This window comes from Rhizobium sp. FG96 (assembly GCF_057808655.1).
Window position 1 is genome coordinate 99,162 of the sequence record NZ_JBMDIL010000007.1, and the last position, 25,335, is coordinate 124,496.

Genomic DNA, 25,335 nt, shown 5'->3' on the forward strand with positions numbered 1-25,335 from the left:
CTAGTTTCGCCCCGTTGTGATTTGTTTTCGCACGGGGGAGCAGTTTTGACGAAAATCCGAAATCATCTGAAGACTGGCAAGCGGCTGGCGCTGGTGGCGCTCATTCCGCTATTGGCGGCCTGCACCGTCGAGGTCGATCAGGGCTATTCACGGCCGCCACCGCGTCCGCGCCCGCCCGAGCCTCAGATGTGCACCATGGAATATGCGCCCGTCTGCGGTGAGCGCGGCGGCCGCACCCAGACCTTCGGCAATGCCTGCCAGGCCCGCAACAGCGGCTTCAGGATCGTCGGCCGCGGCGAATGCCGCCGCGAGCCCCCGCCCTTCCCGCGTCCGGAGCCCGATCGCCCCGGACGTCCCGATTGGCCCGGCGGCCCAGGCGGCCCGGGTGGCCCCGGCAGGCCCGACCGGCCGGATCGCCCCGAGCGTCCCGGCGGCATCTGCACACGCGAATACCGTCCGGTCTGCGGCGAACGCGGCCGCCAGCAGCAGACCTTCCCGAACGCCTGCGAGGCAGGCAATGCCGGCTTCCGCATCATCGGCGGCGGCGAGTGCCGCCGGTAAGTCATCCGATCTGAAAGAAGAAAGGCCCGCTCTGAAGCGGGCCTTTTGTTTGATCAGGGCTTGGTCTCTTCGGAGGGCGTTGCCTCATCCGAAGGCGCCGTCTCGTCAGACGGTGCCGCGTCATCGGAAGGAGCAGCGTCGTCTCCGGGAGCCGCTTCGTCGGAAGGCGCAGCGCCTTCGTCAGCCGCCGGCGCATCCGGTCCCTTGATCTGCTGGCCGTTGACGCTGACGGAGCCGTCGCTCGCGACATCGACATCCCAGCGCTGGGCGCCATCCGCATCCGGCTTGGCAAAGCCCTTGATCATCATCAGGCCGAAGGAGGCCTGGTTGAGATCCGGGTTGGTCTTTGCCAGTTCCTGAACTGCCGCGATGGTCTTGTCATAGTCGCGCGCCACGATCGAGGCGTGCAGCTTGTAATCCTTCTGCGTATCGACGCGGCCCTCGAGCTCGCCGGACATCTCGACGTCATAGACGCCCGACTTGGCGCTGATCTTCGGGAAATCGACCTTCAGGATGCCATCCGGGAACAGCTTCTCGGCGGCCTGCTGGCCGGCCTTCTCGGTGTCACCCGCAGCCTTGCTGAAATCGACCTTCATGAACTCGTCGCCGAAGGCTGCGAAATCCATGCCGGGAACGCCGAACTGGATATCGAGCGCCTGCGGCAGGAAGGCCGTGTAGCCGGGCGGGATCAGCGCGCTGTCGAGCTTGACGTCGGCCGCATCCATGGCGACGCCGATGCGCGTCGCATTGCTCGGGCCATCGACCGTAAAGTGGTAGCCGAAGGACTTCGCGCCACCGCTGCCGACGGCGCTGGTGACGGCGAGATTGTTGAGCGTGATCGTTTCCTCAAGCGAGGTCAGCAGCGGGAAGGCCTTGCCGAGCATCTCCTTGAGTTTGGTTTCGCTCTCCTTGCTCAGTTCCTTCTGATCGGCGTGATCGAGAACGAAGAGCACCGTCTCCTTCAGGTCCTTGGCAGCGATGCCATTGACCTTGGCGTTGAAATCCAGGCTGTCGGCCGAAAACTGGATCGGCGGCATATCCTTGCTGCTCACCTGCTGCGCGAAGGTGCCGAACCGGCCATTGGCGGCAAAGTCCAGGCGGCCGGCCATCGCGCTGTCGGCGGAGCTCAGCTTGTAGACCATGTCGGCGAAGCTGGCGTTGACGGATTCCGTATCGGTCGTGGAGCTGAACTTCAGATCCTTGGCGCTGAAATCACCCGAGCGCAGGTAGCTGATCGCCGGATCGAAGACGGAAGTGAAATCCATCTGGGCGATCGAATAGGTGAAATCCGAGCGCTTGTCGTCCGGACCCTTGAAATGGCCGGTGACGTTGAAGTTGTTGTTGCCTTCCAGGTTCCACAGGCCGCTGTCCTGCGGCGTCGCGAACATCGTGAACGGCGTCAGCCCCTTGATCTCGAAATCCTGCTTCTTGACCTTGTCCAGGAGCTTGGCGAAATCATAGGTGATCTCGTAGCGCGAGCCTGCCGGCTTGACGGTCACAGGCTGCTTCTTGGCGATATCGCCGGGCAGGAGATGGTTCAGATTGTCACGGATCGCATTGGCGCCGTCCTGGCTGATATCCGCCGCCGACGCCCCCGTAGCCAAAGCCAGAACAATGGCGCTCGTCGCCGTGATAAGCTTGTGACGCATCTCGATAAACTCCGGTTGCCGCATGAAGGCGCGCATGTGAGATTGCCGCAGGCAAGATGTCAAGCCAGCCTCATCTGCGGGTTGATATTTTCTGCTCAGGCGGCCGCTGCGGGCTTGATGTCATCCACAACAACAACCTCAGGCTGAGGTTCCGCGACCTTGGCGGGCGCTTCGGCGCCGACGATGGTCTCGATGCCGGCGCGCGGCACCGGCTCGCCGAACAGGAAGCCCTGCACCTGCAGGCACCCTTCCCGGCGCAGGAAGTCGATGTGATCTTCGTTCTCGACGCCTTCGGCAAGAACCGGAATGTCGAGACTTGCCGCCAGGATCAGCGTCGAGCGGACGATCGCCGCCGACTGCTTGTTGGTCACGACGCCATCGACGAAGGCCCGGTCGATCTTGATCTTGTCGAACGGGAAGCTCTGCAGCGTCGAAAGCGACGAATAGCCTGTGCCATAATCGTCCATTGCAACCTTGATGCCGAGCGCCTTCAGGCGGCGGATCGCGTGCAGCGCATGCTGGTGGTCGGCGATAATGCCGGATTCGGTGATCTCGATCTCCAGCCGCGATGCCGGCAGACCGGTCTGCAGCAGGATTTCATGGACGATCTGCGGCAGGCGGTGGTCGCTCAGCTGCTGCGGCGCGACGTTGACGGCGATCCGGAGCGGGTTGGTCCAGGTCGCAGCCTCGGCGCACGCGCTGCGCAGCACCCATTCGCCGAGCTCCAGAATGAAGCCGTTGCGCTCGGCGATCGGAATGAATTCCATCGGCGGAATATAGCCGCGCACCGGATGCTTCCAGCGCAGCAGCACCTCGAAGCCGACGACTTCGCGCGTCATCGTATCGTTCTGCTGTTGATAGAAGAGCTCGAACTCGCCGCGCTTCAGGCCATCGCGCATTTCCATCGCCAGCGCATTCCGCTCGCGCGAGATCTGGTCCATCGATGCATCGTAGAAGCAGATGCTGTTGCTCGAGGTCGATTTCGCCCGGTACATGGCGATATCGGCCTGCGACAGGAGATCATCGATCGTACCCGCCTGCCCCGGGAAAGTGGAGATGCCGATGCTGGTGCCGACGGAAAGCGTCTGCCCCTCCCAGGAAACCGGTTCGGCGATGACATCGATGATCCGCTGTGCCAGCGCGGTGGCATCGGCGCGGATGAAATACTTGCTCATGACCGCCACGAATTCGTCGCCGCCGACGCGGGCCACGAACAGCATGTCATTGCTCAGATGCATCAGCCGGTCCGCAACCGCGCGCAAGACGGCATCGCCGGCCGCATGGCCGTGAACGTCGTTGATTTCCTTGAAGCGGTCGAGATCGAAGGACAACACCGCAATATTCGCCGTCATGTCCTTCGGGCGCTTGGTCAGCGCCGTGACATGCTCGTTGAAGGCCGCACGGTTCGGCAGGTTGGTCAGCGGATCATGCAGCGACAGGTGACGGTAACGCTCGACGGCCGCCTGGCTGGTCTGCAGGTCGATGACATAGGTGGAGGCACCAAGCGCCAGGATGACCACCATGACGGCGAGAACCAGGCCGGTCATGATGCCGACCGAGATCAGCTCGCCGGTAACCGGGATGGCGCTGTCGGGAACGATCGTCAGCCCGGCCATGCCGGTGAAATGCGTCAGCACGATCGCCAGGATCAGCGCCAGCGCCGAACCATGCTTGCAGAAACGGGTGACCGGCCGGGCGACGCGATTGGTGGCGATCGCACCGAAGATCGCCGCCGCAATCAGCGACGCCACGACATAGGGCTCGCTCCAGACCATGTGGCCGGCAACCTTGTAACCGGCGATCCCGACATAATGCATGCAGGCGATGCCGAGACCGACGATCGCGCCGCCCGCTTCGATGAGCGCGCTCTTCGGCGTCAGCGCCGCGATCGAAAAGCCGATAACGCTGGCGGCAATACCGATAAACAGCGACAGCAGGGTCAGTTCCGGCTCATAGCCGTTGGTCGCCGGCGACTGATAGCCCAGCATGGCGACGAAATGCGTGGTCCAGATCGTCGAGCCGCCAACGAAGCCCGAGAGGAACAGCCAGTTATACTTCTGCAATCCCTCGGTCCGGCGTACCCGGCTGAAAAGCCGCATCGTCAGCACTGAGCCCAGCAGGCAGATCACCGTCGCAAAGACGAGATGCGGCAGGCTATGTTCGACTGTGATGCAGGAAATGATACGCAACATGGAAGTGACCGAGATTGAAACCGTGATCACCTATAGATATTCGCATGGTAGGATTCATTAATTGGCTTATGGAATGCGATTCCTTGGTTAAACAAACGTCAGATTTTACAACCACGCCAAAGAAAGCCACAACTACAAGGGCAAGAGGCTTCTGTGCCCTGCCCAGCTTGCGTTTCCGCCGCACATAGACTATAGCGCACGCGTCCGCACAGACACCCTTGGAGGCAATGCGGATGAGGCCGCCGAAAGGCACCTCCAGTTCCTGCCCGGCAGATGCCGGATTTGAACTCTCCATATAACCTCGAAAGGAAATGCCATGAGCCACGACACTTACGAGCTCAAGGCCGAGGCGCGCGAACGGGTTGGTAAGGGGTCCGCCCGTGAACTTCGCCGCAACGGTTTGATTCCCGCTGTCATCTACGGTGACAAGCAGGCCCCGATTTCTATTACGCTCAACACCAACGAGGTGACGAAGCGTATCCATGCCGGCGGTTTCATGACCACGGTTGCCACGATCGACGTCGGCGGCAAGAAGTACCAGGTTCTCCCGAAGGACTACCAGCTCGACCCGGTTCGTGACTTCACGATGCACGTGGACTTCCTCCGCGTTTCCGGCAACACGCAGGTTACCGTCGAGATCCCGGTTCACTTCATCAACGAAGAGAAGTCCCAGGGTCTCAAGATCGGTGGCGTTCTCAACATCGTTCGTCACGAAGTCGAAGTTCACTGCCCGGCAAACGCGATCCCGGAATTCTTCAATGTCGACCTGAGCGGCAAGAAGATCGGCGACAGCATCCACATCTCGGAAGTGACCCTGCCGAAGGGCGTTACCACGGTTATCGACCGTGACTTCACGATCGCCACCATCGTTGCTCCGGCAGCTGGCGTCGAAGAAGCCGCCGAAGAAGGCGACGCTGAAGCCTGATAAGCTTCCTATCAATTTGTAAAGCATAAGGCCCGCTTTCCACCCGGAAGGCGGGCCTTTTCATTTGCTGGCTACAACCGTTTCAGCAAGCTTTAACAAATTCATGGAAGCATTCTCCCCAAAGTTATTGCCATACCGCCGTATATTAGAAGAGACGGCCGAAGAAGAAGCGGCCCGGGAGAAAACGGAACAATGAATAATTCCGTTGAAAACAGGTTTTTTGCGATCGTTTGCGGCGCGCTACTTGTATTTGTAGCCCCACTCTTCGTGCTTTTCCTTTTCCTCTCCTCCGAACGCGCCGACAAGGAAATCCGCGACCATATTTCCGTGTTGCTGGTCGCCAATTCGCAGGCGCTCGCCAAGCCGCTTTGGGATCTCGACGAAGACAGCGTCACGCAGATTTCCGCGACGATCGTTTCCCAGGGCGCCATCGTCAAGGTCGAGGTCCGCGACCAGTCCGGCCAGCTCGACGTCACCCAGAGCACCATTCCGAAGTCCTTCACCGGCGAGCTCGAGCAGGTCTCGCGCGCCATCATCTACAACAATGTCGATGGCCCGAAGAACCTCGGCAGCATCTCGGTCTACTATCCGAAGCTCGGCCTTTTCGCCGGTCTGAAGCACGAGGAAGTGGTCTTCATCTCGATCTTCCTTTTCGCCGTGCTCGCCGTCTTCGGCAGCGCCCTGATCGGCAACCGCATCTTTGTCATCCAGCCGCTGATGCGCCTGATCGCCGCGATCGAAGCCACCAGCCAACTCGGCTCGCGCCACCATGTCGACTGGCAGTCGGGCGACGAGATGGGCCGTCTCGCCAGCAGCTTCAACGACATGCAGACCAAGCTGGAGCGCGAGGAAAAGGAGCTGAAGCTCGCCCACCGCCGCGCCACCGATATCTACGACCTGACGCCCGCCATGCTCTTCTCGCTCGACGAGGAAGACCGCATCACCGCCGTCAGCGACTACTGGCTGGTCGCCACCGGTTACAGCCGCACCGACGCCGTCGGCCGCAAGTTCGCCGAGCTCGTGACAGCCGATACCCGCGAGATCTTCCTGTCGCGCCGCAACACCGCCGAGGAAGGCGCGCTCGACGTCACCGTCAAGTTCAGATGCGCCGACGGCCGCGTCATCGACGTGCTGGTGCTGGAATCCAACGCCGCCACCGGCGGCACCGACAAGCTGTCGCTTTCCGTCATGACCGACGTGACCGAGCTCAAGGCCTCCGAAGACCGCAATCACCGCCAGGCGATCACCGATCACCTGACAGGCCTCCTGAACCGCCAGGGCTTCGAAGCCGTGCTCGACCGCAAGATTGCCGAAGCCGATGCAGCAGGCCAGGAACTTGCCTGCCTCTTCGTCGACCTCGACCGCTTCAAGTGGATCAACGACAATATGGGCCATGCCGAGGGCGACCGTGCGCTGCGCGAACTGGTCGACCGTTTCAAGACCCATCTGGCGCCGTCCGATGAGGCCGCCCGCCTCGGCGGTGACGAATTTGCCATCCTGCTGCCGGCCGCCGATGCCGAAAAGCGGGCGCGCGCCATGTGCGACCAGATCGCCACCATCTTCGACACGCCCTTCGGCCCCGACCTGCATCTCAGCGCCAGCGTCGGCGTCGCCATCTATCCGCGCCACGCCGCCAATGCCTCCGAGCTGCTGCAGAAGTCCGACATGGCCATGTATGCCAAGAAACGCGACGGCAAGAATGGCGCCCGCCTGTTCGATGCCAGCATGCTCGACAAGGCCCGCGGCCGCGCCGAGATCGAAAGCTGCATCGAGGCAGGCCTCGCCGAAGACTGGTTCGAAGCCTATCTGCAACCGATCGTCGGCCTGACGCATGGCAACATCGCCGGCTTCGAAGCGCTGATGCGCCTCAACCACCCGCAGAAGGGCCTGATGCCCCCTGCCGAGATCATCAACGTTGCCGAAGAGACCGCCAAGATCGTCCGCGTCGGCAATGTCATCATGGAAAAGGCAATCGCCAATCTCGCCCGCATCTCCCGCATCTCGGGCATGCAGGACACCTATCTGGCGATCAACTTCTCGCCGTTGCAGTTCGAGGCAGCCCTCCCCTCGCGGCTCGCCGGCCTGCTCGGCCGCCATGGCATCCGCCCGGAACGCATCGTCGTCGAAATCACCGAAGCCGTGCTGATGCACGACAATCCGCAGATCCGCATGATCGTGACGGAGCTGCGCCGCTTCGGCTGCCGCATCGCGCTCGACGATTTCGGCACAGGCTACTCGTCTTTGAGCTACCTCAATCGCTTCCCGGTTGATATCATCAAGATCGACCAGTCGTTCACCCGCGCGATCAACGACGCCAACGACAATGTCGGCCACAAGAGCCGCATGCTGATCGAGGCGATCACCACGCTGTCGCACAAGATGAACTGCACTGTGATTGCCGAAGGTATCGAGACCGAAGAGGAATGCCGCACGCTGCAGCAGATGGGGCTGGACTATGGACAGGGCTATCTCTTCCACAGGCCCCAGACAGCGGCGCAGCTGATCGAGAAACTGAGCGGTGTGATCCCCTTTGTGGCGCGTGCCTCATAAGCCAACGACGGAGCCATGCGAATGAAAAAGCTGCTGCTTCTCGCCTTTCTGATGTTGCCCACAGCAGCTGCCGCCGAGACGGTGTCCTTCTTCACGGAAGAATATGCGCCGTTCAACTACCGCGACGGCAAGGTGATCAAGGGCGCGACCGTCGAGCAGGTCGAAAAGGTGATGGCCGATATCGGCGTCGATTATACGCTGGAGCTGGTTCCCTGGGCGCGTGCCTATGGCATGGCGCAGACGACGCCGATGACCTGCGTCTTCGCCACCGCCCATAACAGCACCCGCGATCCGCTGTTCAAATGGATCGAGCCCCTGCTCGTCGACCGCAACATCCTGATCACCAAGACCGGTTCCGGCGTCAAGGCGGATACGCTCGACGAGGCCAAGCAATATACGGTCGGCACCCAGCGCGAGGATTATACGGAGACGACGCTGAAGGAGAAGGGCTTCACCAAGCTCGACGTCGCCAGCGACTTCAACGCCACGCTGCGCAAGCTGCTGGGCGGCCGTATCGACATGATGCCGATCTCCGAGCTCTATTTCGACAAGCTGAAGCAGGAACAGCCGCTGGAGATGGTGACGGTGCTGTCGACCCAGCCGATGGGTATCGCCTGCCAGAAGGATTTCCCCGACGATCTCAGGCGCAGGATGCAGGTCGCCCTCGACAAGCTGATCGCCGACGGCACGCAGCGGCAGATCTTCCAGAAATACGGCCTCACCCTGCTGCACTGAGCCGCATTCGCCCCTTAGCGCTTGACTTCGTGCCCGTTTCGCGGTGGTGAAACGGGCATCATCGTTTCAAGGAATGGATTGGCTATGCTGATCATCGCGGGTCTCGGCAATCCCGGCAGCAAATATGCCGGCAACCGGCACAATATCGGCTTCATGGCGCTCGATGCCATCTACCGCCGCCACAGCTTTTCGCCCTGGTCGAAGAAGTTCAAGGCTGAGATCGCCGAAGGCGAGCTCGAGGGCGAGAAGGTGCTGCTGATCAAGCCGCAGACCTACATGAACCTCTCGGGCGAATCCGTCGGCGAAGCCATGCGCTTCTACAAGCTGCAGCCTTCCGATCTCGTCGCCATCTATGACGAGCTCGACCTAGCGCCCGGCAAGGCGCGGCTGAAGACCGGCGGCGGCCATGGCGGCCATAACGGCATCAAGTCGCTCGACGCCCATTGCGGCCGCGAATACCGCCGCCTGCGCCTCGGCATCGGTCATCCCGGCGTCAAGGAAATGGTGCAGCATCATGTTCTCGGCGACTTCGCCAAGGCCGACCAGAGCTGGCTGGAGCCGCTTCTCGACGCCCTGGCCGATAATGCCGGCATGCTGGTGCGCAATGAGGATTCACAGCTGATGAACAAGCTGGCGCTCGCCGTCGGCGGCAAGGCGGAAGAGGAAAAGCCGAAGGCCGAGAAGAAGCCGGTGGCGAAATCCCATATCCATCGGGCCCGCAACCACAATCAGCCGAAGGTCCTGCCGGCCACCGGCCCGATGGCCGAGATGCTGAAGAAGCTACTCGGCAACAAGGGCGACTGACCCCATGAGCGAAACGCTGGCCATTCGCACCGCCGGTGCCGGCGACCTCGCCGCCCTGCTCGCACTCTATGCCGAACTGAACCCGTCCGATCCGCCGCTGGAACCAGCTGTCGCCGGGAAGCAGATGGATGCCATCCTCGCCCAGCCCGGCATGCAGATCTTCATCGGCTTTTCAGGTGAGGAAGCCGCAGCAACCGTCACCCTCTCGGTCATCCCCAATTTAACACGCGCAGGCGCACCCTACGCGCTGATCGAAAACGTCATCACGCTTTCGACGCATCGCAAGAAGGGTTACGCGGCCGCAATGATTGCGCATGCAGTCGAAACCGCGTGGCAGGCCGGCTGCTACAAGGTGATGCTGCTGACTGGCTCGAAAGTACCGGAAACCCTGCGCTTCTACGAGAACTGCGGTTTCGACCGGGAAAAGACCGCCTTTCAGGTCCGCCGCCCAGCAGGCCGTTGACGCCTATAACAGGCCAATATTGTGAAGCCGGTAGAGGAACAAGTCCCACAGCGCCGAAAACCCGCTGTCGATCATCCAAGCAATCGCCCCTGAGGCACCCGACGAAAACAGCATGACCAGCAGACCGCCGACCGTGCTCAGCATCACCGAGATCCGGAAATTCTTCAGGCTGTCGAGCCGGTAGTAGCCGTTGTCGTCATATTCGGTGCCGAACAGCAGGTCGGGAAGGTTGTAGCCGCTGGAGAGCGGCAGATCCATCAGCGGCCGGTCGGTGATGCGATCCGGCAGCACGTTGAACACCGCCCGGCACACATGGCCGATGGCGCCGAGCAGCGCAAAGATCGCCGCCGCCACGAAATAATGCCAGGTCGCCGCTTCAGCAGGCATGAGCGCCTCCTCGTTTCGCCCATCCTGCGGCAAAACAGCGGAGATCGGATGAAGAGGACTGGTTAAGAGATCGCCAACTATTCTTCCGGTTCGGCCGTCAGCATCAGCGGAAAACCCGCTTCCTTGGCATAGTCCATCGCCTCATTGACCTTGGTCTCGGCGATATCCTTCGCGCAGACCACGACGACGCTCGACCCCATCTTGTGGGCGGTCAGCATGATCCGGTAACCGGCCTCTTCGCTCATCCGGAACACGGCCTTCAGCACCATCGTCACGAATTCACGCGGCGTATAGTCGTCGTTGAACAGGATGACTTTATAGAGCTTCGGCCGGTCGAGCTTCGGCTTGGTCTTGGTTTTTGGCTTCAACGCAATATCGTTGTCACTCATCGGAAGTCCATCATCAATGACAGGGGGAAGCCTCGCGCTACCCCTATTATATTGCATCGCCACACACGGGTTCAAGGGAAAGACCCGCCAGAGGGGCCGAGTTTGGCGCGAAAAGCTTGACCGCGAGGCGCCATTCCCCCATAGGCAAGGCAACGATTTCAGCGAATACGGACATTCAGCCATGGGCTTCAAATGCGGTATCGTCGGTCTGCCGAATGTCGGCAAGTCGACCCTCTTCAACGCGCTCACCAAGACGGCAGCGGCGCAGGCGGCAAACTATCCTTTCTGCACGATCGAGCCGAACACCGGCGAAGTCGCCGTTCCCGATCCGCGCATGCAGAAGCTGGCGGCGATTGCCGGCTCCAAGGAAATTATCCCGACCCGCATCTCCTTCGTCGACATCGCCGGCCTCGTGCGCGGCGCCTCGAAGGGTGAAGGTCTCGGCAACAAGTTCCTCGCCAACATCCGCGAAGTCGATGCCGTGGTGCATGTGCTGCGCTGCTTCGAAGACGACGACATCACCCATGTCGAAGGCCGCATCAATCCGGTCGGAGATGCCGACACGATCGAGACGGAGCTGATGCTCGCCGACCTCGAAAGCCTGGAGCGCCGCGTCGAGCAGACCCGCAAGCGCGCCGCCAGCAAGGACAAGGATTCCGTGGCGCAGCTGCCGATCATGGAAGCCGTGGTCAAGCTCCTCAACGAGGGCAAGCCCGCCCGTCTTCTCCTGAAGACGCTGGCGCCTGAGGAAATCGAGATCCTCAAGGGTCTGAACCTCCTGACCTCGCACCCGGTCCTCTACGTCTGCAACGTCGCCGAGGCCGACGCCTCCACCGGCAACGAGCACACCAAGGCTGTCGCCGAAATGGCCGAGAAGCAGGGCGCCGAATGCGTCATCATCTCGGCCGCGATCGAATCCGAAGTGGCGCAGCTGCCGGAAGAAGAATCCAAGGAATTCCTCTCCGCGCTCGGCCTCGAGGAAGCCGGTCTCGACCGCCTGATCCGCGCCGGTTACCACCTGCTCGACCTGATCACCTATTTCACCGTCGGCCCGAAGGAAACGCGCGCCTGGACGATCGTGCGCGGCACCAAGGCCCCGCAGGCCGCCGGCGTCATCCACACCGATTTCGAACGCGGCTTCATCCGCGCCTTCACCATCGGCTACGACGACTACATCAACTTCAAGGGTGAAGTCGGCGCCAAGGAAGCCGGCAAGGGCCGCGACGAAGGCAAGGAATATATCGTTACCGACGGCGACGTGATCCACTTCCGCTTCAACACGTAAGCGTCCGCGCTTTAGCAGGCGTTCGCGCGGTCGCTGGGAGGGCGAAGCGAAATGAAGCTAGCATTTGAAGACTTCGAACCGGGCCGCAGCTTTCCGCTCGGCCCGATTCCGGTGACGGCCGAAGAGATCATCGAATTCGCCACCGAATTCGACCCGCAGCCGATGCATACGTCCGAGGCCGCCGGCAAGGCCAGCATCCTCGGCGGTCTCGCCGCCTCCGGCTGGCATACGTCGGCGCTGTTCATGCGGATGATGGCCGAGGGCTACCTGCTGAACTCCTACTCGCAGGGCGCTCCCGGCATCGATCTGATGGAATGGAAGAAGCCGGTGCTGGCGGGAGATACGCTCTCCGGCCGCTCGATCGTGCTGGAATCCCGGCTGATGCGCTCGCGCCCCGGCATCGGCATTGCCCGCTTCAAGCACCAGATCGAGAACCAGCGCGGCGAGCTCGTCTGCTACTCCGAAAACTGGATCATGTTCAGCACCCGCGAAGCGGGGGAGACGCGCGCATGAGGATGACCGAGCTCTACACCGTCGGCCAGAAGATCGAGATCGGCAGCTACACCTTCACCGAAGAGCGGATCGTCCATTTCGCCACCCGCTTCGATCCGCAGCGCTTCCATGTCGATCGTGAGGCCGCAAAGCACACGCTGTTCGGCGATCTCTGCGCCTCCGGCTGGCACAATTGCGCCGCCTGGATGCGGACTTTCTTGGATTACTGGATGGCGCAGAGCATGCGCCTTGCGAAGGAGGGGCTTGCGGCCCCGAAGCTCGGCCCCTCGCCCGGCTTCGAGAAGCTGCAATGGCTGAAGCCCGTCTTCGTCGATGAGACGATCACCTATTCGGTGACCTTCCTCTCCAGCCGCCCGCTCGCATCGCGCCCAGGCTGGCATCTGAACAAGATTCTCAACGAAGGCATCAACCAGGACGGCGTCCCGGTCATCCGCTTCGAAAGCAGCGTTCTCGAGTTCGAATAGGATAAGCCGGGTGATTAATGCCCGGCGAATTCTACCAGCGTATGAACATCGACGCCGAGCTCTTCGAGCTTCTTACGGCCGCCGAGATCCGGCAGGTCGATGACGAAGCAGGCACCGACGACTTCGGCGCCGATCTGGCGCAGGAGCTTGGTCGCACCGACAGCCGTGCCGCCGGTGGCGATCAGGTCGTCGACGAGAATGACCTTCTCGCCCGGCTGCACCGCATCGCGATGCATCTCCATTTCATCGACGCCATATTCCAGGCTGTAGGCGATGCGCACGGTCTCGTGCGGCAGCTTGCCCTTCTTGCGGATCGGCACGAAGCCGGCCGACAGCTGGTGCGCCACGGCACCGCCGAGAATGAAGCCACGCGCCTCCATGCCGGCGATCTTGTCGACCTTCAGGCCCGCATAGGGCTGCACCAGCTCGTCCACGGCGCGGCGGAAGGCGCGCGGATTGCCGAGCAGCGTGGTGATGTCGCGAAAGATGATGCCGGGCTTGGGATAGTCCGTAATGGAGCGGATGCTGGCGGCAAGCTCCGAGGCAATGGTGTTCATGGAAAGTCCGTCTGTCTGCGAGGGTACAAAGAGGCTGCACCCTATCAATTGCCCGAGGCGGAACCAACAAAAAAGGCGGCCCGGAGGCCGCCTTTTGCAATCGGTATCGAACCCGCTCAGTGGTCCTTGCTGGCGTAGACAGAACGCTTCGTCAGGAAGATGAGACCCGAGAAGATCAGCAGGAACACCATGACCATAAAGCCGGTGCGCTTGCGCTCTTCGAGATGCGGCTCTGCAGCCCACATCAGGAAGGCCGAAACGTCGCGCGAATACTGGTCGACGGTCTGCGGCGAACCATCGTCATAGGTGACCTGGTCGTCGGAGAGCGGCTTCGGCATCGCGAAGGCTGCAGCGGCATGGAAGTACGGGTTGTAGTGCGCACCAGCCGGAACCTGGAAGCCAGCCGGCGGATCCTGGTAGCCGGTCAGCAGCGAGTGGATGTAGTCCGGGCCGCTTTCCTGGTACTGGGTGAAGATGTCGAAGACGAACTGCGGGAAGCCGCGCTCGACTTCACGAGCCTTGGCGAGCAGCGACATGTCCGGCGGAGCCGCACCGTTGTTGGAGGCTGCAGCCGCTTCCGCATTCGGATAGGGCGACGGGAAGTGGTCGGACGGAACAGCCTTGCGGGTGAACATTTCACCGTTGGCGTCAGGACCGTCCTGGACTTCGTAATTTGCCGCGAATGCCTTCACCTGCGCATCCGAGTAGCCGAGGTTGCTCAGCATGCGGAACGGCACGAGGTTCATCGAGTGGCAGGCAGAACAGACTTCGGTGTAGACCTTCAGACCGCGCTGCAGCTGGCCCTTGTCATAGTGACCGAAGGGACCTGCGAAGCTCCACTTTTCCTCGGTCGGCTCCTTCAGAGGATAGTGCGGGGTCGCGCTTTCCTCGTGATGGGCCGGAGCTGCACCGGCGGCCGGTGCTGCATCCTCGGCGAAAGCAGCGCCGGCAAAAGCGGCGACGGCTGCGAGCGACAGAATGCTTGTAACAAGCTTTTTCATGTTTCTATTTCCTTCCGCCGCTCGATTATGCCTTGGCCGCAGACTTGGCACGCTTCTCAAGCACCGCTTCAGTGATCGAGTTCGGAATGCGGCGCGGCGTCTCGACGAGACCAAGCACCGGCATGGCGACCAGGAAGAAAGCGAAGTAGAGCAGAGTGCAGATCTGCGAGATGGTGGTGAACAGGCCTTCGGCAGGCTGGGAACCGAGCCAGCCCAGGATGATCGCGTTGATCACGAACAGCCAGTAGAACAGCTTGTACCACGGACGGTAAACGGCCGAACGGACCTTCGAGGTGTCGAGCCACGGCAGGAAGAACAGCACGATGATCGCGCCGAACATCACGAGGACGCCGCCGAGCTTGGAGTCGATCGGACCGACATTGAAGGTGATAGAGCGCAGCATCGCGTAGAACGGCAGGAAGTACCATTCCGGAACGATGTGAGCCGGGGTCTTCAACGGGTCAGCCGGGATGTAGTTGTCGGCGTGACCGAGGAAGTTCGGCAGGTAGAAGACGAAGTAGGCGTAGACGAGCAGGAAGATCGAAACGCCGAGCGCATCCTTGAGCGTTGCGTAAGGCGTGAAACGGACGGTGTCCGTCTTCGTCTTGACTTCGACGCCGGTCGGGTTCGTCTGGCCGGTGACGTGCAGCGCCCAGATGTGCAGGATAACAACGCCTGCGATCATGAAGGGCAGCAGGTAGTGCAGCGAGAAGAAGCGGTTCAGCGTCGGCTGATCGACGGCAAAGCCGCCGAGCAGGAACTGCTGGATCCACTCACCCACCAGCGGGAAGGCCGAGAAGAAGCCGGTGATAACGGTCGCGCCCCAGAAGGACATCTGACCCCAGGGCAGAACGTAGCCCATGAAGCCCGTCGCCATCATCAGGAGGTAGATGACAACGCCGAGGATCCAGAGGATTTCGCGCGGTGCCTTGTACGAGCCGTAGTAGAGGCCGCGGGCAATGTGCAGGTAGACGGCAACGAAGAAGAACGATGCGCCGTTGGCGTGCATGTAGCGCAGCAGCCAGCCGTGGTTGACGTCACGCATGATCTTTTCAACCGAGTTGAAAGCGATCGACGTGTCGGCGGCGTAGTGCATGGCAAGCACGATACCGGTCAGGATCTGAACGACCAGCATGACCGAAAGCATGGCACCGAAGGTGTAGGCATAGTTCAGGTTACGCGGAACCGGGTATGCAACGAAGCTGTCATAGATCATACGCGGCAGCGGAAGGCGCGCGTCGATCCATTTTTCCAAGCCGGTTGATGGCTCGTAGCTGGAATGGCCACTCATGTATCAGTCTCCCCTCAACCGATCTTGATCTTAGTGTCGGACACGAACGAAAAGGTCGGAATCGCCAGGTTCTGCGGCGCCGGACCCTTACGGATGCGGCCGGCCGTGTCGTAGACCGAACCATGGCAGGGACAGAACCAACCGTTATATTCGCCGGCCTGACCAAGCGGCACGCAGCCGAGATGGGTGCAGGTACCGATCATGACGATCCAGTTTTCCTTGCCCTTGCCGCCCGAGCGGTCGATGCCGGTCGCCTGAGCGTCTGCAGGAAGGTTTGCGTTGCGTGCAACCGGATCCTTGAGGTCTGCCATCGGCGTATCGTCGGCAGCCTTGATTTCTTCCGGCGTACGGTTGCGGATGAAGATCGGCTTGCCGCGCCACTTGACCGTCAGCGACATGCCGGGCGTCAAGCTTGTAACGTCGACTTCGATCGACGCCAGTGCCAGCGTCGATGCATCCGGGCGCATCTGATCGATGAACGGCCATGCGACCGAAACAGCGCCGACTGCACCCGCCATACCTGTGGTGAGATAAAGGAAATCACGGCGAGTGGGCTCTGCTGAAGCCCCGCTTGTCGTATCGTGTTCGCTCACGGCTAAACCATCCTCTGCGAATTTTTGCGGAATTCCGCCCTGCCCCTCTCGACGGCGAATCAGTCAAAGACACAATTCGGCCATAGATTCCCCGCCAATCCGGCGCGTTCTATGCTTGATCGCAAATTATGTCCAGCCTTGACAAGGGGCTGACGGCACAATGTCGCGGGAATTTTCAGATGAAATTTTCAAGTCAATCCGCAGGCTTCGCGGGTTTGCAAGGCGTTTGCGCCTAAGGTCTAGACCACGCTCGCCTCACGCCCGCTTTGCGCCCCGGCGTCCCCATCATCCGACGCGAGGAACCCGCCCGACTGGCGCGCCCATAGCTCGGCATAGAGCCCGCCCCTGGCAATCAGCGCCTCATGCGTGCCTTCCTCGATGATTTTGCCCTGATCGACGACGATCAGCCGGTCGAGGGCCGCAATGGTCGAGAGCCGGTGAGCGATGGCAAGCACCGTCTTGCCGTCCATGATCCGGTTGAGGTTCGACTGGATCGCCTCTTCCACTTCCGAATCCAGCGCGGACGTCGCTTCGTCGAGCACCAGGATCGGCGCGTCCTTCAGCATCACGCGGGCAATAGCGATGCGCTGGCGCTGGCCGCCGGAGAGTTTGACGCCGCGCTCGCCGACATGGGCGTCAAAGCCCTTGCGGCCGTTCTGATCCTGCAGCCGGTCGATGAAGCCCATCGCCTCGGCGCGGGTCGCCGCCTCGATCAGCTTGCCCTCACCCGCATCCGGACGGCCGAAGAGGATGTTGTCGCGCACCGAGCGGTGCAGCAGCGAGGTATCCTGGCTGACGACGCCGATCTGCATGCGCAGCGTCTCCTGGCGCACTGCAGAAATATCCTGACCATCGACGAGGATCCGCCCGCCCTCGACGTCGTACATCCTGAGCAGCAGGCTGACGAGCGTCGACTTGCCGGCGCCCGAGCGGCCGACGATGCCGACCTTTTCGCCCGGCGCGATCGTCAGCGAGAAATTGTCGATGACGCCTTTGCCCTTGCCATAGTGGAACGAGACATTGTCGAAGCGGATGCTGGGCTCGCGGATCACCAGTTCCTTCGCGTCCGGCTTGTCGACCAGACCCAGCGGCTGCGAGATCAGTTCGGCGGCGTTCTGGATCGTACCGAGATTGCGCATGATGCCGTTGAACTGCGTCATCAGGCGTCCGAGCAGGAAGTTGAGGCGCAGCACCAGCGCCAGCGAGAAGGCGACGGCACCGGAGCTCACGAGACCGCGCAGCCAGAGATCGACGCTGAGCCCCGCCATGGTCACGATCATCAGGCCCGACAGCAGCGCCATGGAGGCACGCACTCCGGTGATGAAGCGCGTGAAGCGCAGCACCGTTTCCTGGTACATGTCGAAGCCCTGCCGCATGTAGCGGTCGCTTTCCTCATCACGGGCAAAGAGCTTCAGCGTCTGGATATTGCTGTAGGAATCGACCATGCGGCCGTTCAGCATCGAGGCGGCCTCGGCCGTTTCGCGGGAGTGATAGCGGATGCGCGGCACGAAATAGCGCGCCAGCACGCCGAAGGCGATGAGCCAGAAAAGGACGACCGCAGCGAGCGAGAAATCCAGCCGCGCGACGAGGAACAGCGTCGTCGCCGCATAGATGCCGACGAACCAGACGCTCTCCATCAGCGACGTCACGAGGTCGCCGACCGCCTGCCCCGCCGACCAGACCTTGGTGACGATGCGGCCTGAAAAATCGCTTTGGAAGAAATGCAGCGATTGACGCGAGACATGCAGATAGGACTGCCAGCGCGCCAGATTGTAGAAGCCCGGCGTGATCACCTGCTGATCGACCAGCGCCGTTAGGAAGGCGACGACGAAGCGCACGATGCCGATCAGCGCCAGCATGCCGAAGATCTCGCCGCCATGATCGGCGAGCAATCCGCTCCAGCCGACACCCGGTTTGATCGTGCTCAGAATATCGACCAGCCGGCCGACGAACCAGAACAGCGCCGCCTCGATCGCCGCCGAAATGCCGCCGAGGATAAGCATGGCGACGAAGGGCCAACGCGCCTGGCCGATATAGAACCAGATGAAACCCAGCGTCGAACGCGGCGGCTGGATCTTGTCGCGCGGACGGAAGGGATCGACCCAGTTTTCGAACAGGCTGAGGATGGGGCGCAAGAACATATCGCCGATATAGGCTGAAACCCAAAAGCGGCAAAGAGCATCGCCTCTCGCCACAACCTTATATTTTGGTAATATTCGATAATATCGGCGTGAGCGCCGTTGAATGCCGCTGACCTCAACACAATCTCGGAGTACAATCGCCGCTCAACGGAGATACCCCGGCATGGAAACGAAAATGCTGAAAGCGCATATTCCGCTTCCGCTTGCGGAACGACTTCAGGACGTAGCAAATCATCTCGGCATCGAACCATCGGCCATCGTCGGCGAGGCGATCGCCGCATGGCTGGAACGCGAGGAAGAACGTCGCCTCCTCGACCTGCGCTCGCTCGCCAGCGCCAACGCCATGTTCGTGGTCGAAACCCACCGCGTCACGGATTGGGCGGATAGTTTGTAGGCAGGCTCAGAGTGCGTCGAGAATGGATGGCAGGTCCCGTTTGCCATGCAGGACGCGCAGCACGATAATCTGACTATTGCCCGTCAGATAATAGGCGCGGATATCCTCGAAATCGCCGACTGGCCAGGCCCGTAGTCCCGCGAGCGCGGGATTGGTGAAATGCCGGGGTGCGCCGGAATTCGGCTGCTCGGCAAGACGGCCGAACGAGCGCTCCACCGAAACGATGAAACGATCGGCGACCGCTTCGCCGGCATTCTCCAGAAGATATGAAAACTGCGCGAGAATATCGCGCCGGGCAGCCGGTTTGACAACAAGCTTCAAGGCGCCCTCTTTCCCCGCTGCGCTGCCAGCAGATGCGCCGCCTCTTTCTTCAGGTCGCTCCAGAACTCGGCATTTGCCTCGGCGCCGTCGCCGGAAGCTAGGCCCTCAAGAAGCAGAGCCTCAAGCCGCGCATCATTCTCGCGCGCCTGTGCGTCACGGATCAGCGTGCGAAAATACTCGCTGACATTGCCATAGCCCTTGCTCGCCATCTGGCTCTCGACAAAAGCCTTGAGATTGTCGGGAAGAGAAATCGTCACCGTAGCCATTCCGGTCTCCTTGCAATGCTGAAGAGAGGATAGCTGCCTTCTTAACAGTTCTCAATAGTTAAGAAGCCCTCCCCGCTTTCGCCGGGAGGGCTTCTTCTTGTCACTCCGCTGCTTCTTCCGGCTCCGCCTCGTGATCGGCGAGGAAGCCGCCGGACTGGCGCATCCAGAGGTCGGCATAGATGCCGCCGTGGCCGACGAGTTCGCCGTGCGAGCCGGATTCGATGATCTTGCCCTTGTCGAGCACGATCAAGCGGTCCATCTCGGTCAGCGTCGACAGGCGGTGGGCAATGGCGATCACCGTCTTGCCCTGCATCAGCGCGAAGAGGTTTTCCTGGATCGCCGCTTCCACTTCGGAATCGAGCGCCGAGGTTGCCTCGTCGAGCACCAGGATCGGCGCATCCTTGAGGAAGACACGGGCGATGGCGATACGCTGGCGCTGGCCGCCGGAGAGCTTGACGCCGCGTTCGCCGACCTGCGCATCGAGACCCTTGCGGCCATGCATGTCGGAGAGCCCTTCGATGAACTCCCAGGCATTCGCCCGCTTCGCCGCCTCGATCACCTCCGCGTCCGTCGCCTCAGGACGTCCATAGGCGATGTTGTCGCGGATCGAGCGGTGCAGCAGCGAGGTATCCTGCGTCACGACCCCGATCAGCGCCCGCAGGCTTTCCTGTGAGACCGCCGAGATATCCTGTCCGTCGATGGTGATCCGCCCGGCTTCCAGATCATAGAAGCGTAGGAGCAGGTTCATCAGCGTCGTCTTGCCGGCGCCCGAACGGCCGACCAGACCGACCTTCTCGCCGGCCTTGATGTCGAGCGAAAGATTTTCGATGATCCCCTTGCCCTTGCCGTAGTGGAAACCGATCCGCTCGTAGTGGATCGCGCCGCGCTTGGCCTGCATCAGCGGCGCGCCCGGCTTGTCGGTGATGTCGTGGCTCTTCGTCATCATCTCCATGCCGTCATAGACGGTGCCGATGTTCTCGAAGAGCGCCGAAACTTCCCACATGATCCATTGCGACATGCCGTTGACGCGCATTGCGAGACCAATGGCAATGGCGATCGCGCCGACCGAGATCTGGCCGTTCAGCCAGAACCAGATCGACAGGCCGGAGATCACGAACAGCGCCACGCAGTTGTTGAGATAGACGGACATGTGGAACAGCGTCACTCGCCGCATCTGGCGGTAGACCGTCTGCAGGAACTCGTCCATGCCTTCCTTGGCGTAGCTTTCCTCGCGTCCGGCATGCGAAAACAGCTTCACCGTCGCGATATTCGTATAGCTGTCGACCACGCGCCCGGTCATCATCGAGCGCGCATCGGCCTGCTGTGCCGCGATCTTGCGCAGCCGCGGCACGAAATAGGAAACAATGCCGACATAGATGCCGAGCCAGACGAGGATCGGGATCATCAGCCGCCAGTCTGCCGCCGCGATCACCACGATCATCGAGATGAAATAGGTGACGACGTAGACGAAGACGTCGAGGATCTTCATCACCGTTTCGCGCACCGCCAGCGACGTCTGCATCACCTTGGTCGCAACGCGTCCGGCGAACTCGTTGGCAAAGAAGGTCATGCTGTGACGAAGCAGAAAGCGGTGCATCTGCCAGCGGGCAATCATCGGGTAATTGCCGAGCAGCACCTGGTGCATGATCAGCGAATCCAGACCCGCCGCCAGCGGCAGGCCGATCAGGATCAGGGCGCCCATCATCGCCAGCCGCGGCCACTCGGTTTCGAGGAAGGTCGCCTTGTCGGCATTGGTCAGCCAGTCGACGATATCGCCGAGGAACTGGAAGAGCGCCACTTCGCCGATGGCAATCAGCGCGGTCAGCACTGCCATGGCGGTCAGCCAGGGCGCTGCCGGCTTCGTATAATGCCAGCAGAAGGCAAAGAGCCCCCGCGGAGGCGCAATGGGCTCCTCGACGGGAAAGGGTTTCAACCGCTGTTCGAACCAGCCAAACATGAAAATGCTCCGGAACTTATCGTTCCGCCTCCCGGCTCGCGCAAATCCGCGCATGAGCTCATATGGGAGCGGGACGCTTTGGGAACGAGGCCATAACAGCCGCGCAATGGATCAAAATGGGGGATTTTGAGAAAACGATGCGCCTTAAGCGCGCCGTGTCACCAGTGGTCGTTCGACGACTGGAAGGCGCATAAGCAGCACAATATTCATGTCGGCCCTCCCTGCTGGCGATTGAAGATGTGCACCGATAACGCGAAAATCGCGTAATTTCCAGCCGAAAATCGGCGGAAATTGAACATTTCGGGGTCAAAATGCGCTTTGTTGCACCCGAAACACACATGTTCTAGGACCGATCGACATTCTTCTGGAGACTGCGATGACCGACCTCAGACTGGCGCTGTACCAGCCGGACATTCCCGGCAACACGGGAACGATCCTGCGATTGGCCGCCTGCCTCGGTTTCGGCGTCGACCTGATCGAGCCCGCCGGCTTCGACATCTCCGATCGCAATCTGAAGCGCTCGGGCATGGATTATCTCGCCATGGCGGCACTCACCCGCCATGTCAGTTTCGACCGTTTCGAGGAATGGCGCGCAACCACAGGGCGCCGTCTCATCCTGGCATCGACCAAGGCCTCTAACCCCTATACCAGCTTCGCCTTCCGCCCCGATGACATCCTGCTCTTCGGCCGCGAAAGCGCCGGCGTGCCCGACCACGTCCACGACAAGGCAGACAGCCGCATCCTGATCCCGATGGTCGAAGGCCAACGCTCGATCAACGTCGCGGTGTCCGCCGCGATGATCACCGGCGAAGCGATGCGGCAGACGGTCTGGAGCTGATCCCTTCTACGAGGCCTGCCGCACGAAGGCCGCGATGCGCGAGGCGACCGGCTCGATAAAGGCCGGATCGAGCGCATGCCCCATATGCGGGATAACAGAGAGTTCAGGCCGCGGCAGCATGTCCGCTGCCCATTCGGCATGGGCAGGCGGGAAGATCGGGTCCATGCTGCCGTGAATGACGAGGCAAGGCAGATCGAGGCGGGCTAGATCCGCAGCCGTCAAAGCCGTCGTCGCGATCTGCGCCTTGCTGTGATTGCTGTGGTTTGCCATTTTCGCCAGCTCGGCATGGCGGCGCGCGACGACCGCCCGCCCCATCGCCAGCCAGAAGCCCTCGTCGAACGGCGACTTCGGCCCAGCCGCCAAGCGGAAATTCTCGACAAAGCGGATGGCCGCCTCCTCGTCCGATTGGGTCGGAGTGCTGTTCAGCGCAATCACCGCCCGGACGTAATCGGCCGCCGGTCTCGCCAGCTGCCCCGGACTTTCAGGTTTGCCCGTGAAGGCATCGTTCTTGGGTCCGAGATCGGGAGACGACATCAGTGTCGTGATGCTGGCAACGCGCTCCGGATGTTTCAGCCCCGCCATCAATGCGGTCACCCCGCCCTGCGACAGACCGGCAATATGGCATCGTCCAATGCCGAGACAATCGAGCAGCCCGCAGGCATCGCCGACGAGATCGTCGAGCGTATAGGGCCGCTCCTCGAAATCGACATAGGTCGAAAGCCCGGTATCGCGCTGGTCGTAACGGATGACCCGAAGCTCCGCATCCGCAAGGACCTCGCAGAAACGATCGGGCCAGACGATCCCCGGCGCACTGTTTCCCATCATCAGCAGGATAACAGGATCGCCATCGCGGCCGAACTGGTCGAAAGCCAGCTCGATACCACCAACATTCACAACACCGCTTTCCATGCTCGCTCAATCAAATTTATCATCGATAAATTCACTTATCGATGATAAATTCCGCCGTCAAGTTGGAGCCGCCATGAAGATCACCCAGACAGATATCGTCCGCGAAGCCCTCATCCTCCTGAACGAGGTGGGCCTCGACAAACTTTCGACCCGGATGGTCGCCGCCCGCCTGGGCGTGCAGCAACCGGCCATTTACTGGCATTTCAAGGGCAAGCGCGAACTGATGGACGCGATGAACGCAGCAATCATGCGCTCGTCCCACCCGGCCCGCCTTCCCGATGACGACGACGACGCCAGATCCTTTCTCGTCAAAAGCCATCGGAGCTTCCGGCGCGCGCTTCTGAGCGTCCGCGACGGCGCTCGCATCCATGCCGGCTCAAGGTCCGAAGCATCGGACAACGACGCGGCCGAACGGCAGCTCGCCTTCCTGGTGGCTCGGGGCCTCACCGCCAATCTCGCGCTCCGCATCCTGATCACGCTGTCGCGTTTCACCGTCGGCTTCGTCATGGAAGAGCAATCGGAAGCCGAGCACCCGCCGCAGCTGTCGCCCGACGAAAGCGGTACGCACCCGCTGCTGACGGCCGCCTTCGCGGACTACGCCAGCCTGTCGCAGGATCAGCTTTTCCTCGATGGCCTCGATGCCATTCTCGACGGCTTCCTGGCGCAGAGCGGCAATATCGGCATCGGCGGCGCGAGTAATGCGACGGCCTGAAACTGAGATTTCAGCAGCTCCATCCAAGATTCCATCTTGAGACATAGAGAAAATCTGATTTACTGCGCCCAACTGCTTGGCTTGGGGGAAATGGCCGATGGAGTTCAAGCGCAGGGATATTATCCGCGGGGGCGTTGCGTTACTTGGTGCCGGTGCATTTCAGCATCCGGCATTTGCCGCGCCGGCCTCCTACTTTGCCGGACCCGCCGTCGATAATGGCGTGACCTATCAAAGCACGAATTTCGCCAAGATCGACAAGCGCTGGCGCCGCCAGGTCGTCAAATATTTCAGCACCGAGCCGATCGGCACCGTCGTCGTCGATACGCGCCACCACTTTCTCTATGTGATCATGGAGAACAAGACGGCGATCCGCTATGGCGTCGGCGTCGGCCGCGAGGGTTTCCAGTGGTTCGGCCGCGCCACTATTGACGCCAAGTCGCTCTGGCCGCGCTGGACACCACCGCCGGAAATGCGCAAGCGCCATCCGGAGCTGCCGGAATTCGTCGCCGGCGGCTCGCCGAAGAACCCGCTCGGGCCGCGCGCCATGTATCTGCACCGCGACGGCGTCGATACCGGCTACCGTTTCCACGGCACGCTCGAGCCCTGGAGCATCGGCAAGGACGCCTCCAGCGGCTGTATCCGCATGTTCAACGAGGACGCGATCGACCTCTACCAGCGCTGCCCGATCGGCACCGCCGTGCAGGTTCTGCCTCATATCGCCGATCAGGCTGAAACGGCGGCGCAGGTTGCCCAGCCTGCAACGGCTGCCCAGCCGCCGGTTCAATGAGGAAAGCGCCCCGATGATCGCAACGACCGGATATCTCAGCCGCTTTGCCTGCATGGCGGCCATCCTGCTCTCGCTCTCCGCCTGCACCACCAGCAATCTCACCGCCTCCGTGGAAGAGCCGCCCGCCACACCGATGACCGGCGAGACCAACGACCCCGCCCCCGGCTTCGAGAATGTCAGCGCCGGAAGCGAGGAAGACTTCATCCTCAATGTCGGCCGCCGCACCTATTTCACGCAGGATTCCGCCGCTCTCGATTCGGTCGCCAAGGCGACGCTCGACAATCAGGCGGCCTGGCTGGCGCGCAACCCGACCTGGCTGATCAAGCTGCAGGGCTTTGCCGACGATTCCGGCTCGCCAGCGGCGATGCAGTCGCTATCGCAGAAGCGCGCCGATGCCGCCATGGCCTATCTCGTGTCGAAGGGTGTGGACCCGAAGCGCATGTGGGCCAAGGGCTATGGCAACGACCGCGAAGTGCGCGATTGCACCGACCGCTCCTGCAAGGTGCAGAACCGCCGCGTCGTCACCAACCTCAGAACCACGCCCGACGCCGTCTAGCCGTAAGCCCGCGTGAAAGCGATGCCGGCCAGAAGCCCCTCCGCCGGCATCGAAACGATATGAAAAACTGAGACATGTCCGCATTGCGAGGGACA

Annotated in this window: 27 protein-coding genes; 14 read left to right on the forward strand and 13 right to left on the reverse strand. The window is 61.5% G+C overall.

The window, feature by feature from the left end; genetic code table 11:
* The first annotated feature begins 54 nt into the window (after positions 1 to 54).
* The gene (locus ACODR6_RS15550) at positions 55 to 561 is read left to right on the forward strand and encodes a Kazal-type serine protease inhibitor family protein (RefSeq protein ID WP_354541077.1); all 507 of its coding nucleotides are present in this window, start codon (positions 55 to 57) and stop codon (positions 559 to 561) included.
* 53 nt (positions 562 to 614) lie between these two features.
* Here the strand turns inward: ACODR6_RS15550 and ACODR6_RS15555 are convergent, their stop codons facing one another.
* Both ACODR6_RS15555 and ACODR6_RS15560 read right to left on the reverse strand, forming a co-directional pair.
* Entirely contained in the window at positions 615 to 2,210 is a 1,596-nt protein-coding gene (locus tag ACODR6_RS15555) for a hypothetical protein (protein ID WP_489022860.1), read from the reverse strand.
* A 95-nt stretch (positions 2,211 to 2,305) separates the two neighbouring features.
* Positions 2,306 to 4,402, reverse strand: a complete 2,097-nt coding sequence (locus tag ACODR6_RS15560) for a putative bifunctional diguanylate cyclase/phosphodiesterase (protein WP_489022861.1) — start codon at positions 4,400 to 4,402, stop codon at positions 2,306 to 2,308.
* Between the two features lie 316 nt (positions 4,403 to 4,718).
* Between ACODR6_RS15560 and ACODR6_RS15565 the strand changes: the two genes are divergently transcribed.
* From ACODR6_RS15565 to ACODR6_RS15585, 5 genes are all read left to right on the forward strand, one after another.
* Positions 4,719 to 5,327 carry a 50S ribosomal protein L25/general stress protein Ctc gene (locus tag ACODR6_RS15565; RefSeq protein WP_112719325.1) on the forward strand — a complete coding sequence of 203 codons (609 nt, stop codon included), beginning with the start codon at positions 4,719 to 4,721 and terminating at the stop codon, positions 5,325 to 5,327.
* A 192-nt stretch (positions 5,328 to 5,519) separates the two neighbouring features.
* Entirely contained in the window at positions 5,520 to 7,877 is a 2,358-nt protein-coding gene (locus tag ACODR6_RS15570; RefSeq protein WP_130277838.1) for an EAL domain-containing protein, read from the forward strand.
* 21 nt (positions 7,878 to 7,898) lie between these two features.
* Positions 7,899 to 8,612, forward strand: a complete 714-nt coding sequence (locus ACODR6_RS15575) for a substrate-binding periplasmic protein (protein ID WP_112719326.1) — start codon at positions 7,899 to 7,901, stop codon at positions 8,610 to 8,612.
* 84 nt (positions 8,613 to 8,696) lie between these two features.
* On the forward strand, positions 8,697 to 9,416 hold the full coding sequence (gene pth / locus ACODR6_RS15580) for an aminoacyl-tRNA hydrolase (RefSeq protein WP_489022862.1): 720 nt from the start codon (positions 8,697 to 8,699) through the stop codon (positions 9,414 to 9,416).
* Between the two features lie 4 nt (positions 9,417 to 9,420).
* Positions 9,421 to 9,879 carry a GNAT family N-acetyltransferase gene (locus ACODR6_RS15585; protein WP_489022863.1) on the forward strand — a complete coding sequence of 153 codons (459 nt, stop codon included), beginning with the start codon at positions 9,421 to 9,423 and terminating at the stop codon, positions 9,877 to 9,879.
* A gap of 3 nt (positions 9,880 to 9,882) precedes the next feature.
* On the opposite strand, the gene ACODR6_RS15590 is transcribed toward ACODR6_RS15585, so the two are convergent.
* Both ACODR6_RS15590 and clpS read right to left on the reverse strand, forming a co-directional pair.
* Positions 9,883 to 10,266, reverse strand: a complete 384-nt coding sequence (locus ACODR6_RS15590; protein WP_489022864.1) for a hypothetical protein — start codon at positions 10,264 to 10,266, stop codon at positions 9,883 to 9,885.
* Between the two features lie 77 nt (positions 10,267 to 10,343).
* Positions 10,344 to 10,655 carry an ATP-dependent Clp protease adapter ClpS gene (gene clpS, locus ACODR6_RS15595; RefSeq protein WP_489022865.1) on the reverse strand — a complete coding sequence of 104 codons (312 nt, stop codon included), beginning with the start codon at positions 10,653 to 10,655 and terminating at the stop codon, positions 10,344 to 10,346.
* Positions 10,656 to 10,836: 181 nt separating this feature from the next.
* Between clpS and ychF the strand changes: the two genes are divergently transcribed.
* Genes ychF through ACODR6_RS15610 form a run of 3 tightly spaced genes read left to right on the forward strand, consistent with a single transcriptional unit; the run spans position 10,837 to position 12,917 of the window.
* Complete coding sequence (gene ychF, locus ACODR6_RS15600; RefSeq protein WP_489022867.1) at positions 10,837 to 11,940, forward strand: redox-regulated ATPase YchF; 1,104 nt, start codon at positions 10,837 to 10,839, stop codon at positions 11,938 to 11,940.
* Positions 11,941 to 11,991: 51 nt separating this feature from the next.
* Positions 11,992 to 12,453 carry a MaoC family dehydratase gene (locus ACODR6_RS15605; protein WP_489022869.1) on the forward strand — a complete coding sequence of 154 codons (462 nt, stop codon included), beginning with the start codon at positions 11,992 to 11,994 and terminating at the stop codon, positions 12,451 to 12,453.
* Positions 12,450 to 12,917, forward strand: coding sequence for a MaoC family dehydratase (locus ACODR6_RS15610; protein WP_130277832.1), 468 nt, complete (start codon positions 12,450 to 12,452; stop codon positions 12,915 to 12,917). The genes ACODR6_RS15605 and ACODR6_RS15610 overlap by 4 nt, the downstream gene beginning before the upstream one ends.
* Positions 12,918 to 12,931: 14 nt before the next feature.
* Here ACODR6_RS15610 and ACODR6_RS15615 read toward each other — a convergent pair whose 3' ends face one another.
* From ACODR6_RS15615 to ACODR6_RS15635, 5 genes are all read right to left on the reverse strand, one after another.
* Entirely contained in the window at positions 12,932 to 13,474 is a 543-nt protein-coding gene (locus ACODR6_RS15615) for an adenine phosphoribosyltransferase (RefSeq protein ID WP_112719336.1), read from the reverse strand.
* Positions 13,475 to 13,590: 116 nt separating this feature from the next.
* A complete protein-coding gene (locus ACODR6_RS15620; protein ID WP_112719337.1) occupies positions 13,591 to 14,475 on the reverse strand; it encodes a cytochrome c1 in 885 nt (294 codons plus the stop codon).
* Positions 14,476 to 14,500: 25 nt separating this feature from the next.
* Positions 14,501 to 15,766 carry a cytochrome b gene (locus tag ACODR6_RS15625; RefSeq protein ID WP_112719338.1) on the reverse strand — a complete coding sequence of 422 codons (1,266 nt, stop codon included), beginning with the start codon at positions 15,764 to 15,766 and terminating at the stop codon, positions 14,501 to 14,503.
* A gap of 14 nt (positions 15,767 to 15,780) precedes the next feature.
* Complete coding sequence (gene petA / locus ACODR6_RS15630) at positions 15,781 to 16,359, reverse strand: ubiquinol-cytochrome c reductase iron-sulfur subunit (RefSeq protein WP_112719339.1); 579 nt, start codon at positions 16,357 to 16,359, stop codon at positions 15,781 to 15,783.
* 239 nt (positions 16,360 to 16,598) lie between these two features.
* Entirely contained in the window at positions 16,599 to 18,500 is a 1,902-nt protein-coding gene (locus ACODR6_RS15635) for an ABC transporter ATP-binding protein (protein ID WP_489022872.1), read from the reverse strand.
* A gap of 163 nt (positions 18,501 to 18,663) precedes the next feature.
* Here ACODR6_RS15635 and ACODR6_RS15640 point away from each other — a divergent pair, with 163 nt between their 5' ends.
* Complete coding sequence (locus tag ACODR6_RS15640) at positions 18,664 to 18,894, forward strand: CopG family transcriptional regulator (protein ID WP_130277828.1); 231 nt, start codon at positions 18,664 to 18,666, stop codon at positions 18,892 to 18,894.
* A 6-nt stretch (positions 18,895 to 18,900) separates the two neighbouring features.
* Here ACODR6_RS15640 and ACODR6_RS15645 read toward each other — a convergent pair whose 3' ends face one another.
* From ACODR6_RS15645 to ACODR6_RS15655, 3 genes are all read right to left on the reverse strand, one after another.
* Positions 18,901 to 19,215 carry a type II toxin-antitoxin system RelE/ParE family toxin gene (locus ACODR6_RS15645; protein WP_489022874.1) on the reverse strand — a complete coding sequence of 105 codons (315 nt, stop codon included), beginning with the start codon at positions 19,213 to 19,215 and terminating at the stop codon, positions 18,901 to 18,903.
* Entirely contained in the window at positions 19,212 to 19,481 is a 270-nt protein-coding gene (locus ACODR6_RS15650) for a ribbon-helix-helix domain-containing protein (RefSeq protein ID WP_203428441.1), read from the reverse strand. The genes ACODR6_RS15645 and ACODR6_RS15650 overlap by 4 nt, the downstream gene beginning before the upstream one ends.
* A gap of 100 nt (positions 19,482 to 19,581) precedes the next feature.
* Positions 19,582 to 21,438, reverse strand: coding sequence for an ABC transporter ATP-binding protein (locus ACODR6_RS15655; RefSeq protein ID WP_489022876.1), 1,857 nt, complete (start codon positions 21,436 to 21,438; stop codon positions 19,582 to 19,584).
* Between the two features lie 376 nt (positions 21,439 to 21,814).
* Here ACODR6_RS15655 and ACODR6_RS15660 point away from each other — a divergent pair, with 376 nt between their 5' ends.
* Positions 21,815 to 22,276 carry a tRNA (cytidine(34)-2'-O)-methyltransferase gene (locus tag ACODR6_RS15660; RefSeq protein ID WP_489022878.1) on the forward strand — a complete coding sequence of 154 codons (462 nt, stop codon included), beginning with the start codon at positions 21,815 to 21,817 and terminating at the stop codon, positions 22,274 to 22,276.
* 6 nt (positions 22,277 to 22,282) lie between these two features.
* Here ACODR6_RS15660 and ACODR6_RS15665 read toward each other — a convergent pair whose 3' ends face one another.
* Positions 22,283 to 23,185: an alpha/beta fold hydrolase gene (locus ACODR6_RS15665; protein ID WP_203428438.1), complete on the reverse strand. Its 903-nt coding sequence runs from the start codon at positions 23,183 to 23,185 to the stop codon at positions 22,283 to 22,285.
* 73 nt (positions 23,186 to 23,258) lie between these two features.
* On the opposite strand from ACODR6_RS15665, the gene ACODR6_RS15670 reads away from it, so the two are divergent.
* The 3 genes from ACODR6_RS15670 (at position 23,259) to ACODR6_RS15680 (ending at position 25,240) form a co-directional block, all read left to right on the forward strand.
* Positions 23,259 to 23,897, forward strand: coding sequence for a TetR/AcrR family transcriptional regulator C-terminal domain-containing protein (locus ACODR6_RS15670; protein WP_489022880.1), 639 nt, complete (start codon positions 23,259 to 23,261; stop codon positions 23,895 to 23,897).
* Positions 23,898 to 23,994: 97 nt separating this feature from the next.
* Entirely contained in the window at positions 23,995 to 24,684 is a 690-nt protein-coding gene (locus tag ACODR6_RS15675; protein ID WP_489022882.1) for a L,D-transpeptidase, read from the forward strand.
* A gap of 13 nt (positions 24,685 to 24,697) precedes the next feature.
* Complete coding sequence (locus ACODR6_RS15680) at positions 24,698 to 25,240, forward strand: OmpA family protein (protein WP_489022884.1); 543 nt, start codon at positions 24,698 to 24,700, stop codon at positions 25,238 to 25,240.
* Positions 25,241 to 25,335: the final 95 nt, after the last annotated feature.